The sequence below is a fragment of the Halomonas sp. HAL1 genome, assembly GCF_030544485.1.
Lineage (GTDB): Bacteria > Pseudomonadota > Gammaproteobacteria > Pseudomonadales > Halomonadaceae > Vreelandella > Vreelandella arctica.
Genome location: NZ_CP130610.1, coordinates 3,813,414 through 3,828,134 on the forward strand (window position 1 = coordinate 3,813,414; position 14,721 = coordinate 3,828,134).

9 protein-coding genes and 3 pseudogenes are annotated in these 14,721 nt (G+C 54.5%); 7 read left to right on the plus strand and 5 right to left on the minus strand.

Annotated elements, in window-relative coordinates:
• The first annotated feature begins 241 nt into the window (after positions 1 to 241).
• The 7 genes and pseudogenes from istA (at position 242) to Q3Y66_RS17780 (ending at position 7,873) form a co-directional block, all read left to right on the plus strand.
• Entirely contained in the window at positions 242 to 1,786 is a 1,545-nt protein-coding gene (gene istA / locus Q3Y66_RS17750) for an IS21 family transposase (RefSeq protein ID WP_193365438.1), read from the plus strand.
• 14 nt (positions 1,787 to 1,800) lie between these two features.
• Positions 1,801 to 2,556, plus strand: coding sequence for an IS21-like element helper ATPase IstB (gene istB, locus Q3Y66_RS17755; protein ID WP_008956082.1), 756 nt, complete (start codon positions 1,801 to 1,803; stop codon positions 2,554 to 2,556).
• A 313-nt stretch (positions 2,557 to 2,869) separates the two neighbouring features.
• Positions 2,870 to 3,064, plus strand: a complete 195-nt coding sequence (locus Q3Y66_RS17760; protein WP_008956081.1) for a hypothetical protein — start codon at positions 2,870 to 2,872, stop codon at positions 3,062 to 3,064.
• 137 nt (positions 3,065 to 3,201) lie between these two features.
• Positions 3,202 to 3,288: a hypothetical protein gene (locus Q3Y66_RS17765; RefSeq protein WP_274377684.1), complete on the plus strand. Its 87-nt coding sequence runs from the start codon at positions 3,202 to 3,204 to the stop codon at positions 3,286 to 3,288.
• A gap of 919 nt (positions 3,289 to 4,207) precedes the next feature.
• Positions 4,208 to 4,608, plus strand: a pseudogene (locus tag Q3Y66_RS17770) (integrase core domain-containing protein); the annotation flags it as partial.
• Positions 4,609 to 4,679: 71 nt separating this feature from the next.
• Positions 4,680 to 5,980, plus strand: a pseudogene (locus tag Q3Y66_RS17775) (IS1380 family transposase).
• Between the two features lie 690 nt (positions 5,981 to 6,670).
• Positions 6,671 to 7,873: an MFS transporter gene (locus Q3Y66_RS17780; protein WP_008956079.1), complete on the plus strand. Its 1,203-nt coding sequence runs from the start codon at positions 6,671 to 6,673 to the stop codon at positions 7,871 to 7,873.
• Positions 7,874 to 7,968: 95 nt separating this feature from the next.
• Here Q3Y66_RS17780 and Q3Y66_RS20995 read toward each other — a convergent pair.
• The 5 genes and pseudogenes from Q3Y66_RS20995 to Q3Y66_RS17800 all read right to left on the minus strand — a co-directional run.
• Positions 7,969 to 8,112, minus strand: a pseudogene (locus tag Q3Y66_RS20995) (hypothetical protein); the annotation flags it as partial.
• Between the two features lie 934 nt (positions 8,113 to 9,046).
• The gene (locus Q3Y66_RS17785; protein WP_008956077.1) at positions 9,047 to 10,516 is read right to left on the minus strand and encodes a TRAP transporter large permease subunit; all 1,470 of its coding nucleotides are present in this window, start codon (positions 10,514 to 10,516) and stop codon (positions 9,047 to 9,049) included.
• The gene (locus tag Q3Y66_RS17790) at positions 10,513 to 11,058 is read right to left on the minus strand and encodes a TRAP transporter small permease subunit (RefSeq protein ID WP_008956076.1); all 546 of its coding nucleotides are present in this window, start codon (positions 11,056 to 11,058) and stop codon (positions 10,513 to 10,515) included. The genes Q3Y66_RS17785 and Q3Y66_RS17790 overlap by 4 nt, the downstream gene beginning before the upstream one ends.
• Positions 11,059 to 11,228: 170 nt before the next feature.
• Entirely contained in the window at positions 11,229 to 12,326 is a 1,098-nt protein-coding gene (locus tag Q3Y66_RS17795) for a TRAP transporter substrate-binding protein (protein WP_008956075.1), read from the minus strand.
• A 277-nt stretch (positions 12,327 to 12,603) separates the two neighbouring features.
• The gene (locus Q3Y66_RS17800; protein WP_008956074.1) at positions 12,604 to 14,307 is read right to left on the minus strand and encodes an FAD-dependent oxidoreductase; all 1,704 of its coding nucleotides are present in this window, start codon (positions 14,305 to 14,307) and stop codon (positions 12,604 to 12,606) included.
• Between the last annotated feature and the right edge of the window lie 414 nt (positions 14,308 to 14,721).

The following is a 14,721-nucleotide window of genomic DNA, read 5'->3' on the forward strand; positions in this document are numbered from 1 at the left end:
AACGGGTTGCACTGCGTATTCCGCCCTATCGTGACCGCCCATTCCGTTTGAACGTGACCGTCTGTTCTGGATGATGGTGACCGCGCATTCCGTTTTATCGTGACCGATTTTGGGTAGTTTTCCGGAATCGCTGGTCACGTTGCCGGAATCATCGGTCACGCTCCCCCGGAATCACATCCAACGCGCTGGAATTCTTCAATTTTATGCGGCATACCCTTCTTTTCATCACGAGGAAGTGCGGATGCCGACTGCGAGGATTTGCATGCGACAGATCATCGAGGTCTTGCGCCTCAAGTACGAAGTAGGCCTGAGTCACGACCGCATTGCCCGCGCCTGCGGTCTCTCCAAAGGTGTGCTCGGCAAGTACGTCAGCCAGGCCCAGGCGAAGGGCATCACTTGGCCGTTGCCCGAGGATGCTGATGAGGCCTGGCTGGAAGTACGGCTGTTCCCCGTCAAGGCATCGCCCTCACGCTTTGCTGAGCCGGATTACTTCCAGGTTCATCAGGAACTCAAGACCAAGGGCGTTACCCTGCAACTGCTCTGGGCCGAGCACACGGAACGCCACGGCGACAAGGCCTACCGCTACAGCCAGTTCTGCCATCATTACCGGCTCTGGCGAGGTTGGCAACGGCGCAGCATGCGCCAGGTTCACCGGGCCGGTGAGAAGGTCTTTATCGATTACTGCGGACCGACCGTCCCGGTGGTGGATCCGAGCACCGGAGAGATGCGTCAGGCCCAGGTCTTTGTCGCCGTGCTTGGCGCTTCCAGTTATACCTTTGCCGAGGCCACCCGGAGCCAGCGCCTGCCGGACTGGATCGCCTCCCACCAACGGATGCTGACGTTCTTCGGCGGGGTCCCCGCCTTATTAGTGCCCAACAACCTCAAGGCAGCGGTCACCAAGGCGGACCGATACACCCCGACGATCAACGAGACCTACGCTGACCTGGCTGCTCACTATCAGACAGCAGTGCTGCCTGCACGCCCTTACAAGCCCAAGGACAAGGCAAAAGCCGAAGCCGCCGTGCTGTTGGTCGAGCGCTGGATCCTGGCCCGGTTACGGCACCAGACGTTCTTCTCCCTGGCTGAGCTGAACGCCGCCATCGCCGCGTTATTGCCAGCGCTGAACCAGCGCCCGTTCCAAGGGCGCACGGAGAGTCGCCAAAGCCTGTTCGATGCCCTTGACCGACCGGCGCTACGCCCCCTACCCGCCACGCCCTACACCTACGCCGAGTGGCGTAAGGCACGCCCGGGCATCGACTACCATATCGAGATCGAGAAGCGGCTATACAGCGTGCCCCACGCCCTGGTGGGGGTGAAGCTGGACGTTCGGGTGACCGACACGTCCGTGGAGGTGATGCACAAGGGACAGCGAGTGGCGCTACATCCCCGTCATGGTAAGGGCCGCTTCGTCACCCTGACGGAGCACATGCCCAAATCGCACCAGGCCCATCAGAACTGGTCACCGGGACGGTTCCTGAACTGGGCCAATGACATCGGCCCCTGCACGCTGGGCGTGGTGCAGAAGCAGCTCAAGGATCGGCCTCATCCGGAACATGGTTACCGCGCCTGCCTGGGCCTTCTGAACCTTAGTCGGCGCTACAGTCGTGATCGCCTTGAGCAGGCCAGTGCCCGAGCGCTGGCCATCCACTCCGCCAGTTACCAGAGCATCACCTCGATCCTGAAGCAGGGGCTGGATCAGTTACCGCTGCCGGTGGCCGAGGAGCCACCGGAACTGACCGAGCTGCCGGTTCACACCAACGTTCGCGGCCCCCACTATTACCACTGATCCCGGAGAAACGTATGCTGACGTACAATACCCTCGATACCTTACGCCACCTCAAGCTGACGGGCATGGGCGATGCCCTGGAACAACAACGTGCTCAACCGGAAACGCATGACCTGGCGTTCGAGGAACGCCTGGCCCTGTTAGTGGATCGGGAGGTGCTGCACCGGGAAAACCGGCGGCTGGACCGGCTGCTCAAGGCCGCCCGCCTGCGCGTGCCGGCGTGCATCGAAGACATCGATTACCGCCATCCCCGGGGACTGGAACGCTCGCGTATGGCGGGCCTGGCGAGCAGCGACTGGATCCGCCAGTCCCTGAACCTGTGCATCACCGGGCCTACCGGTTGCGGCAAGACCTGGCTGGCCTGTGCCCTGGGCAATCAGGCCTGCCGGCAAGGCCTCTCGGTGCGCTACCTGCGAGTGCCGCGCCTGTTCGAGCAGGTGCGCATCGCCCACGGTGATGGTAGCTACGGTCGGCTGATGAACCAGTTGCTGAAGACCAACCTGCTGAGCCTGGATGACTGGGGCATGCAGAAGATCACGGCGCAGCAGCGGCAGGACCTGATGGAAGTGATCGAAGACCGACACGGGCGGGGCTCCACCCTCATCGCCAGCCAGTTACCCACGGAGCACTGGCATGACTACATCGGCTCCGCCACGCTGGCAGACGCCATCATGGATCGGCTCCTGCACGGCGCTCACCGACTCAATCTGAAAGGGGAATCACTGAGAAAAACCAACGCACAAAAAACGGAATCGGTTGACCCATCGTGACCGCTCAGCGTACAAAACTCTCTCCAGCGTGAAGGCCGTGTGCAAATCGGTCACGATCACCGGAATGACCGGTCACGTTCGCCGGAATACGCATGCACATTAGAAGACAGCGTGTCATCTACTTATCGCCGTAAACTTTCCACTGAAATGCAAACATTCTGACGTTTGCGAAAACGACGATTACTACGTTGATAAGACGCCCTTATTGAGCGCCTAGCCAATCAGAACAAGTACTATATTCTTCCCGGCCCAGGCGTTTTGGCAAGAGCCTACTACTGGTTCCCTTGCGCTGCCTATTGAAGGTAAAAAAGCCTTGTTTGAAAGTTTGTATATTCAAGATAAATGGGATTGGGGGACTACCTATCCAGTGGTTCGCTTGAGCTTTGGCAGTGGCGTTGTGCAAAGCCGCGCTGAGCTAGATGTGCACATCCGTGAGCAGCTGCGCACTGCACGGGGGCGCTTAGGCCGGTCTGTTGACCACAAGACCGATATTGCCGGTGAGTTTTAGACGCTGCTTCGTCAAGCGCACTCCAAAGCCAACCAGCGGGGGGCCTGACCGACAATTACGACAAGCTAATTTTGGATAATTTGCTCAACCTAGAGCTTGCCCAATAACTCCGAGAGGGATGGAAGAACTTATACAGCGTGTTCAAAGACGCTGACTCGCATCTTCAATTCGTCCTGCTCACTGTTATTTCCAATTTTAGTAAGGTCAGTTTATTTTCGGGATGAAACAATCTGAACGACATCACACTGGACGCGCCCTTTTCCGTTATTTGTGGCTATGCCGATACCATGTTTGCACCGGAGCTACTTGGATTGAACTGCGAAGTCACTCGCCCTGGTACAGAGACTACCGTTGGGGCGACCAGGAGGTAGCTGCTGTTAATACCTCGTTTGATGTACTGCTGTTACAGAAGTGCACATTCAGTCCTTACTGGTTCGAGTCTGCCATGCCAACATTTCTGGTGTACTTGCTTAAAGCGCGTGGCGTGTTTACGCTCAATTTGAGTCAACTTTAAACGGAAGCGGAGTTGCTGGGACGCTTTGATGTCGACCATATCGCCACGGAAGCGCTGCTTTTACCAAACAGGGTATCTCACGGTGCGTGCAGTAGAAGTACCAATGACAGGCTACTGGCTTTATACATTCGGCTACCTCAGTCACGAAGTTGAAACCGGCCTCAACTATGCCCTTTCGCGCTAGGCGTGCACGAGTATTCTAGAGAGCGATTGACGTTGCTCCGCATCCTGCAGCAGCATGATATTATTGCTCTGGAAATGCATCTCATAGCGCTCAACGCCAGCGTGTTCTACAGCCACTTCGCTGCATTGGGGTGAACGTTACAGTAGAAGACGAAGGTAGATATTAGCGTCGATTTTCACGACCATATCTGTCTATTTAAGTTCAAGGTGGTAGAACAGCTACCAAAAGGTAAAGCGCTTAAGCAGATTAAAAACAAAGGCTATGCTGATAGGCACCGCGCCTCTGTAAAACCCATCTATTCGATTGATGTAGAGTTTCAATCGTTGAGCGCAGCTTGTGGCCTTGGATATAGAAGAAATTGGGTAGCCGTTCAGCGCTAAGGAATCCTGCGCGATCTAATGAAAAAGTTCTATTCATCTTCTCGGTTATAAATGAGGGAATTACCTTAGCGGCGCCCGAAACGATTGACGACCTCTGGTCTATGGATTTTATGCATGACCAACTTAGTGATGGTCGTCGCAACCGCCTGCTGAGCGAGTTATCCAGACGCTAGACCAGATCATGGAATGGCGTGATAAGCCATACTCTGTTCGCTGTGATAACGGGCCAGAGTATATCAGCGATAATCTAACAAAATGGGCGGAAAGTCGGAGTATTCAGCTAATTTTTATCCAGCTGGGAAAGCCTCAGCAGAATGCTTATATAGAACGGTGCGTTACAACCTGTTTAGCCCAATATCTGTTCAAAAGTATTAAAGAAGCTCAAGGTTACTCCACTAATCGGCTCTGGCTCTCCAATAACGAGCGCCCTCATATGGGGCTTAGCCTGGATTTCTCACAGGGATAAAAGAAAGCGGCTGAAAGTGTTAACGTTTCAGGGCCTTACACCAAAAACCAACACCAACAGCCGCTTCCAAAATGGTACCTGAAAAAGTGACCTTCTCGCCACTCTCACGCCGGCAAATTGAAGCCGATTTTTCCGGCGGTCACCTCACCTCCGATGCCGGACTGCTCCTGCTACGGGAAGTCGATAAACAACATCGTCTGACGCACCGCTTGGCTTCAGTGATTCATGATCCACGGGCACCGGAACAGGTTCGTCACAAGCTCGACACCCTGGTTCGTCAGCGGGTGTTCGGTGTCACCGCGGGCTACGAAGATTTCAACGACCATGAAGCTCTGCGCTATGACCAGCTGCTCCAGACAGCGCTAGGTGAAGATAATGCTCTGGCAGGCAAGTCTACGCTGTGCCGGATAGAGCAGAACGCCGATCGACAAGCGATGGTGAAGGCCCATGAGTTGCTGTGGCACCACTTCATTGAACAGCATGACGCCCCCCCGAAGGAGATTGTGCTGGACTTTGATGGCACCGATATCCCTGTGCACGGTGAGCAACCCGGGAAGTTCTTTAACCGCTATTACGATCACCACTGCTACTTCCCACTGTATGTCTTCTGTGGCCGCCATCTGCTAGTGAGCTATTTGCGCACCAGTGACCACAGCGACAGCCATCACAGCTGGGCCATCCTGGCGTTACTGGTGCGCTTTATCCGCCAGTACTGGCCCGATACACGCATCGTGTTACGGGGGGATAGCCACTTTTGTCGCTCCCAGATGCTGAACTGGTGTGATCGGCATCATATCGACTACATCGTGGGCATCGGCAAGAACAGTCGGCTGCTCAAGGAGGTGGACGTCCCCATGATGCTGGTGCGCAAGACCCAGTGGGAGATGGGAGGTAAAGTGGCAAGACGTTCCGCTTCCAATATCAAGCACACTCCTGGAAGTATCCGCGCTGGGTGGTGGCCCGTCTGGAAGAAGGTGAACTGGGCTCTAATCCCCGGTTTATCATTAGTTCCCGTTATGACGACGGCTTCAAGCTCTACTAAGAGCAGTACTGCGCTCGGGGCGACATGGAGAACCGGATTAAGGATCAACAACTGAGCCTGTTTGCTGATCGTACCTCCGGCACGCACTGGTGGGCCAATCAGTGGCGGCTGATCTTGTCGGGCTTTGCCTATACGCTGTTCGAACGTTTACGAGCACACCTGAAAAAGACCCCCTTCGCGCGCATGAGCCCAAGCAACCTACGGCTAAAGCTCATCAAGGTGGGCGCGGTCATCATCCGCAACACGCGCCGAATCCGGGTGTTGATGAGTGACAGCTACCCCTATAAAACGGAACTATCCGATCTCATCAGACGGTTGGTGCCGAACTGAATGCGCGGGCGCCCCCGGCCCGACGCAATGGGGGAAAGGGGGAGGTGTGTTTGAACGAAGGAAAGAGGCTAAAAATTAAACCTTACCAATAGGCTTGTAGTGGTATGACGGCCTGGAGGTGGTACTGGCTGAGGTGCTATGAGAAATCCGGGTTAGAGGGATTACTCCTCAACATAAACTGGCCGCGGTGGCCTGGAGCCTACTTTTGAACCCCTATAAAATGGAGGGATTACCCGGTAACGCTGGTAAAAAATGTCAAAGATTGGCACCGTAATTTGGGGCATAGCGGCCTCCAATCAAATGCCTTAGCTATAGCGAGCTCTTCTTTATGGCTCAACTCCGAACAAATCTCGACTTGAGATTGCCGTGTAAGGCAGCACCAGAGGCGCCGCTTTACACTAATTGAGCTATAATTCGCGGGCTAATGAAAAAAGTGCATTACCACATAAGCTCCTCCATAGCCATTTATCATTTCTATCTTCTGCCGGGTAAAGCGAAGCTTTCAAGGTACTCAAGGAGTAGTGGCTTGTTTAGATTGACTTTTAACACCATCTCTCATTGTGATATCTCCGATGAGGCCAATAATCAGCCACATGCACTTACTGACTCCGTTATTCTATCGATGGAAAGTGAGTTTAAGGCTAAAAACATCCATACCCGGCCAAACTCCAGACCTGCTGAGATGACTCCATGAATGTCTCGCCACGGGTCATCCTCCTGCTTGCCCTGGCCGGCTTCGCCAGCATGGCCTCAATGCGGGTCACCGACGCTATGCTGCCGGCGCTCTCCACCTCTTTCGATCGGCCAGTGGCCGACGTGGCTCAGAACATCACCGTCTTCGCCATCGCCTACGGCCTGATGCAACTGATCTACGGACCGCTGGGCGATCGCCACGGTGCGCTACGTGTCATCGGACTGGCGAGCTTGGCCTGCGCGCTGGGCACCCTGGGGGCGGCGTTCGCCGAGTCGCTGTCGTCCCTCTTGCTTTTCAGAGTGTTCGGCGGCGCTACCGCTGCGGCCATCATTCCGCTCTCCATGGCCTGGGTGGGCGACAATGTGCCCTACAAGACACGCCAGGTTACTCTGGTGCACATGCTTTCAGGCACGGTACTGGGGCTAACTTGCGGCCAACTGGCTGGGGGTATCTTAGCTGACACCCTTGGCTGGCAGTCGGCCTTCTTACTGCTTACAGGCCTGTTCCTGGTGTCCGGCTCCTTGCTGCTCGCCGCCCTGCACCGTTGGCCGGAATTGGCAGTGCGCAGCAAAGGGGAGCACATAGCCTTTCCGGTACGGCTCGCCAGCATTCTGAGGATCGCCAGAGCCCGCGACATCCTTGTGCTAGTCTTTCTCGAGGGAATCGCCACCTTCGGAGCGCTAGCCTTCACCGCCAGCCACCTCCATACTCGCCTCGGCACATCACTGACCCTAGCCGGGATAACGATCGCCCTTTTTGGAATCGGCGGTCTATGCTTCGCAGCCTTGGCCCGTCGGATAGTCGCCCTTCTGGGCGAGGCAGGCCTGGCCACTGCTGGGGGGGGGCTGATGGGTCTGGGTTTCATCGGCCTAGCCCTAGCCCCACTGACAGGGCTGGCCATGGCTGCAGCCTTCTGCGCCGGTCTGGGCTTTTATATGATGCATAGCACTTTGCAGACCAACGCCACTCAAATGGCGCCGGCTGCCCGTGGTACTGCCATGGCAGTGTTCGCCGGCTGCCTATTCCTTGGCCAGTCAGTGGGAGTCGGGCTCGGCGGGTTGTTGCTACCCATTGCTGGCAGCGCGGGAGTGCTGGTTATTGCTGGTGTGTGGCTTGCCGCTTTGGGTCTGTTATTTGGCCATCGGCTGCGTCAATGGCGCCATGCTGAGCACGAGTCCTCCACGATACCATCGGTGTAACAGTATCACGGAACCGCCGCCACAAAAGATGCATTCAAACCCAAGTCGGGGCAGCTGGAGACACTTCTACGAACTTGCTCTGGGCATGCATGATCTCAGCAACCCATGCGGGTAATACCGTTGACACGACACTCCTGATCATAATCGACATAGCCATCGGCTTGCAGGATGCCCCTGAAGTCGCCGAGCAGAGACACGAGCACACCGTCACTGCCTAGTGGGTCAAATGCAAAGAGTACGGACGGTTGTTTGAGCTGACCATCTTAGGTGGCCCACTTTTATTTATCTATTCATCCGATTGCGGCGTATTGATGTAAGTACCTGAAGCCAAGTTTCATCGGCCTGAAGATTATCGCTGCAGTTCTGCACTTCCCGTATTAAAGTGGTCAAGGATTTGAGCAAGTTGTCCAGGCGGATGATTCAATTTTCCATCTAGGTGCGGCTCCTCGTGTGAATCAAATGCCTGACCATCCCTACTTGTCGATACAGCAGTAATCCGTCAGCATATTTGGAAGTGATGAGGTAGGTAGTAGCGATGTGGACATGGTTCATTTGTCTAACCAGAGAACCCAACGGGACATGGGACTACCATGCCTCCTTCGGCTTGTTCAAACTTCGTTTTTTCCTGATATCATTCAGGGTCTTTAAGCTGTGCAGGGATAAAGCAGCCATACTCTTTTGGCGCCAACAGGTAAATTGGTGATAGGTCAGTGACTGCTATTGGCAAAAGACCATGCTGGCTAGGCCTGACGCCTGTCACTCAGTGATTTAGTGCTACTAAGTGCTACTAGTAGGTTTTAGGTTATTGCTGGGTCATGGCAGCTCCCTCACATTGATAATGATGGTGCCATTGTGAAAAGATCCGAACAGTAGCGATAGTGTCTATCTAAGGGGGGTTACGATACAAACACCGACCACAAGTAACCTGATACTGTATTTGTGGCCGGTTAGGTGCGATGACACTCAGTTAAATAACTGTCGATGCCAGAGGTGTTACAGGCGCTGGTGAGATACTAAATACAGTTTTCAACGATGATATCGACCAGTAGTTTAGCAAAACCCATGGCCCCGATGAGTATCCTGTCATAGAGCATCCACTACGGGCAGAGTCATTTTTCGTTTTACCGCCTCTCGCCCCCACCTTATTAAGCGCTTGTAAATAAATGGGCTTTTCTATTTCAGCATTGCATGAGGGATCCACATCGCGATCTGCGGGTACATCGCCACAAGGATCAAAACGAAGATCTGGATTGCCACGAAAGGAATGATACCTTTGTAGATTTCTGAAAGCCTCACCTCAGGCGGGGCTACTGCCTTCAGGTAAAATAGTGACGGCCCCATCGGTGGTGTCATGAAAGAGGTTTGCAGATTGATGGCCAGCATGATGGCGAACCAGTACGCCAGATCGGCCCGCGCAATATGATCTCCGAAATCCAGGCTTAGGATAATAGGCGCGAACACAGGCAGGACGATCAGCGTGATCTCGATCCAGTCAAAGAAGAACCCGAGAATGAAGACCAGAGCCAATACCATAATCAACAAATGCCAAGGGGTCAGATCCATTGCGGTCACGACATCAGTTATCAAGTGCTCTCCACCCAGAAGTCGGAATGTCAAGGCGAAGGCCGTTGCTGCAATAATGATCATGAAGATCATACCCGTCGTCAGCGAAGCTGCCCGGGTTGCATGAAGAGTCGTGGACCACCAGCCACGATTCTCAGCGGCAAAGCGTGCAAGCGGACCTCCACGCACTTCGTTGGCCGTCGCCCCCTCAATTGCAAATCGTGTGTAGCTGAGCAACGTATAAATACCTGGTCGCACCAGGAATGCCAAAGCAAGCGAACCGGCGGCGCCAATCCCTGCGGATTCCGTTGGTGTGGCCCAACCAAACACGATCGAGCCCAGCACCAAGAAGATCAGGAGAAACGCCGGCACAAGCCCCACAAGTAAAGTAATTATCAGCTGCGCCCAGTTAGTACTCCCAGCCCGTTCCTTTATTGGAGGCGCCGCGCTCGGTGACAGAAAGCTGACCACAAGGATATAAATCAGGTAAAGCACGCCCAGCAGAAGGCCTGGCCCGAAAGCCGCCATGAACATGGTGCCGACAGAACGCGAAAGCAAGTCCGCGATGATGACCAACATGATCGAAGGTGGAATCAGGATACCCAGTGTACCCGAGGCAGCAATGGTTCCGGTCGCCAGACGGATCGAATATTTTTTTTCCAGCATCACCGGTAACGCCAGCAGAGTCAGCATCACGACAGAGGCACCGACTATCCCGGTGGCTGCTGCGAGGATGATACCCAGCAGCGTCACTGAGAGTGCCAATCCACCTGGCACCTGTTGGAGCGCACGGTTTAGGCTGTTCAGCATATCTTTGGCAACACCGGTCTTTTCAAGCACCAGCCCCATAAAGACAAACAGCGGTATCGTCGTCAGCGTCAGGTTCTCAGCTGCCCCGGTCCACATACGCTGCGTGATGGTGTAAAGCTGGATGGGAACCAACTCTCCCACAGCAATGCCGATAAGACCGAAGGCAATACCAACGCCTCCCAGCACGAAGGCTACCGGAAAGCCGCTAAAAAGTAGTACAGCCATCGTGCCGAACATGAAGATCGGCAGATATTCCACGAATATACTCACATCTGCTCCCTTTCCTTGGCATCAAGATCGGCTATTTTTGGACTACTCATAGCCACGATCGCGCGTAGAGCACGACTAATGCCGGCCAACGCCAGCAGATAAATACCCAGGGGTAGCATCGATTTGATCGCCCAGCGATAGGGCAGACCATCGATGGATTGGGAAACTTCATTACGAACGAAAGATGTGTAAGCGAAATTTGTGGCATAGTAACCGGTCACTGCGCAGAACGGCAGTAGCAATAACAAGATGCCCAGCAGTTCAACTAAAGCACGGCGCTTAGGGCTGAAGGTCCCCGATACAAGGTCGATCCGCACATGCTGATCGTAGATATAGGTCGCCCCTAGGAAGCACATGATAAGGATAGTATGAAGATGCCATTCGGCTTCCTGCAACTGAGTTGACCCCATCTGAAACAAACGCCGCGTGACGACGTCGAAGACCACCACCACAATCAGCCCCAGCAGCGCAAAGGACGCGGTCTTGCCTAGACTAATCAGCAGTGCGTCTATCCCGTTGCTTATCTTAAGCATGGTTTTCATGTCTTTCCCCTCTCTAACAGGCATTCCATTCTGCCGATCTCTTGCGCAGAGTCGGTGATGGCTGCACCAGCTGAGGTCGTGCCCCGACCAGCGGACAGGGCGCGACCTTCTCGATGGGCCCTACACAGGGCCCTCATCGTCAAGACAGCCTCTGTTTCCGAAACGAATGGTTACTCGGAGGAAGATGGCTTGAGATAGCCGAGCTCCTGCCATGGAGCGTATTGCTCTCGGAAATTTTTATACGACTCCATCACACGTGCGAAATTCTCGTTTTTCGCACTTTCCTCTTCAGCTACCTCATCCCAAGCAGTTGCGAGTGCCTCCAGTATTTCGTCTGACCAGACCTTAATCTCGACGTTTTCTTCCTCAGCCAAAGCCTGCACAGCAGGAGGCTGAGCCGCAGCCCCCTGGGCTAAGGTGCGCATTGTAGCCTCACCGCAAGTGGTCTCGATTGCTAGCTGCTGCTGCTCACTCAACTCTTTCCAGGTGTCTAAGTTAATGATAAGCGTGTCAATTGCTACTTGCTGATGCCAACCAGGGAAGTAGACGTAGTCAACTACCTGGTCAAGACCAGCACTGACGTCGATTGAGGGGTTCGAGTATTCCCCACCATCGATGATGCCTCTTTCCAGAGCGGCATAGACTTCGGATCCCGGCACCAGTTGAATCGACGCGCCAAGCTTGGCCAGCACCCTTCCACCGAGACCGAAATACCGGAGTTTGACGCCGGAGAGATCTTCAGGTGTATTGAATTCCCGCGTAGTCCAAGCGGCAGTTTCTGGCGCGGTTAGCGTACAGACGAACCCCTTCAAATTTAAACCCTTAAGGAGCTCATCATGCAGTTCCTGCCCCCCCCCCTCACGCATCCAAGCCATGTACTCAGTCACATCTGGTCCGAAGGGCACGGCAGTGAAGAGATTCAGCGCTGGTTCGAGTCCCGCTCCATAACCAGGAGTACCGAAGGCCATGTCGACAGCCCCCTGTGATACCGCATCAAAATAATCCGTGGCAGGAACCAAGGCTCCGGGTTCGAAGACATCAACTTCGAGCGTACCGCCGGTCAGCTTCTCGACTCGCTCGGCTATCCAGGGGGATATTTCGCCGATGACGGGGGTCTGGGTGGGGAAAGACGCGTGCATCCTCAACGTCCGCGAGTCCTGGGCCTGTACCGCACCGGCGGCTAGCATGGTGAAGATCGAACCTGCCACATACAGGGCATTTTTAGCAGTCTTGTTTTTATTTCTCATGTTCAAAATACTCTTGTTCATCTTTTTGTTCTCCAAGAAAAGTCGCCTCGGCAATATGTCCCTTCGCTGGACTATAGGCTTCTAGGCGACCAGTGAGCGGCTCCAAAAACGTTTTTTTCCTCCTTTCCTATTGGTCAGCATATAAACTTATGCTTGACGAATTTCCATAAACACACGGTTCTACATCCACAGCAAAATTCAATTTCTTAATTCAGACGCCAGCTACAGGCCAAACGACGTTTTCGATCAGCCGATGTCTCGCCCTGTACTCTGGGCGAGACCAACGATTCAATTACAATCACTCCTGATTCGCACCGGCTATATGTCGTGCTGCGATATATCCGAAAGTGATCGCCGGACCTAGAGTGATCCCCCCACCGGGGTAGTTGCCCCCCATAATCGAAGCGGCATCGTTACCTACTGCATAAAGGCCGGTGATGACCTTGCCGTACTCGTCCAACACCCGCGCATTCGCGTCAGCACGCAACCCATCAAACGTCCCCAAGTCGCCTATAACCAACTTAACTGCGTAAAAAGGTCCTTTCTTGAGTGGGGCAACACAAGGGTTTGGCTTGTGCTCTGGATCACCCAGCGAACGGTTATAAGCTGTGCTACCCTTGTGAAACTCGGGGTCATTGCCATCCTTCGCGTGGTGGTTGAACTCAGCCACTGTCTTTTCCAACTGGTCCGGATCTGCTCCGATTTGCTCGGCTAGATCGTGCAGCGTCTTGCCGCGTATCAGATAGCCATTCTTGAGATGCGACTTGTAGGGCATGGGTGCTGGCTTGGCGAAACCAATACCGTATTTTCTGAAGGTGCGATGATCGGCGATAAAGAAGGCGCAGACTTCCGACTGTTCTTCGGTGCAACGCGTGTACATCGCCTGACAGAAGTCGTGATACGAGTTCGCCTCGTTCACGAAGCGATGCCCCGAACGCGTAACTGCAATAATGCCGGGTTTTGACCTGTCCACGAAGTGTGGGAAGGTTCCTTGCGTGCCATCCGACCATACAGGCCGTGATATCGGCACCCAGGCGGCCGCATTTGGCAGGTCCTCCTGAACCGTCGCACCTACTCCCTCGGCCAGACGTAGACCGTCTCCAGTATTTCCCGGCGGCGCGGGCGAAGCATGTTCGTGGCCGCTCGCCGCATGGGGGAAAAGTTTCTTACGACGTTCGGGATCCTGCGGGAAACCACCTGCCGCCATAACGACCCCCTTGGACGCATTCACCTGAACCATGCCTGTCGACGTATCAACCAGGGCGCCTGTCACCCGTCCGTTTTCGTCTCGGATCAGTTTACGCACATGGGAGCGTGTCCAGATCGGCACATCTTTGTCGAAACAGGACTTTACCAGCCGCGCGACCAGCGAGTTGCCGTTCATGAGGCGCATTGCTCGGCCATGGAAAACCTTGTCACGCAGGAACTTCGCGAAGAGCCCGCAGACAAAAAGTGCCGAAACTGGAGACCGCGTGACATTGAAGAAGTGCAGCAGCTCCTTGCCGGATCCAATCATCATGCCCAGCACTGTGATTTCAGCTAGTGGTGGACGTAAACGCTTAATCTCGTCACCAAGCTCACGTCCGTCGAAGGGTCTAGCGACAATAGAGCGACCACCGGGCATCCCTCCTGGAGCATCGGGATGATAGTCCGCAAAGGTCGGCCCTAGATCGAACTGTAATGTGGTGTTCTTTTCGAAAAATTCCACGGACTTGGGGCCGTTCTCCAGAAAAGCATCCACGCGAGCTGCGTCAAAGAACTCGCCCGTCTCGTGCTTCAAGTAGGTCTTTGCCTTTTCGGTGTTGTCCTCGACCCCGGCGCGTTTGCCAGGAGCATTTCCTGGAATCCACATCCAGCCACCCGAACGCGCCGTGGTACCACCAAAGACCGGTTCTTTCTCTACCACGAGAACCTTCTGATGGTGATGTGCCGCAACGACGGCCGTTGACAAACCTCCTGCCCCCGAGCCTACAACCAGCACATCACAGTTATATTCTTTCATCTCATCCATCCTTCTGTCCGGCTCCGGCCCGAACCCGAGCCGAAAAAATCCGTTACCGGAGAGAGGCTAGGGACGATCATAGGAGCGCCAGCAAGTCTTTAAGAAACCAACAACACGAGGCTTCCTCCTCTCTCCTTCCTTCACCCATCCACATGCGCGAATTGGGCTACCAGATCGTCCCAGGGACGTACGAATACTCTATCTAGCTCGCACCCGGCGGCAATCTTCGATTGCACAAAATTTACTCTTAGCGAATTGATTCGTCAATGGGGAATAACATAGACCAAGGGAGGGGGTGGTGGCTCAGAGCAAAGAAACAGACGTGGTAAGTACTTCAGCCCTTAACTAAAAGCTTGCCATGTCAGAAAAGCCGGGAGCCCTTTCAAGACATTTCCACGAGAAAGGCGAGCTTTT

Coding starts and splice junctions, on each gene's coding strand:
- istB (WP_008956082.1), top strand. CDS start 1,801: ATGCTGACGTACAATACCCTCGATACCTTACGCCACCTCAAGCTGACG.
- istA (WP_193365438.1), top strand. CDS start 242: ATGCCGACTGCGAGGATTTGCATGCGACAGATCATCGAGGTCTTGCGC.
- Q3Y66_RS17795 (WP_008956075.1), bottom strand. CDS start 12,326: ATGAACAAGAGTATTTTGAACATGAGAAATAAAAACAAGACTGCTAAA.
- Q3Y66_RS17790 (WP_008956076.1), bottom strand. CDS start 11,058: ATGAAAACCATGCTTAAGATAAGCAACGGGATAGACGCACTGCTGATT.
- Q3Y66_RS17800 (WP_008956074.1), bottom strand. CDS start 14,307: ATGAAAGAATATAACTGTGATGTGCTGGTTGTAGGCTCGGGGGCAGGA.
- Q3Y66_RS17780 (WP_008956079.1), top strand. CDS start 6,671: ATGAATGTCTCGCCACGGGTCATCCTCCTGCTTGCCCTGGCCGGCTTC.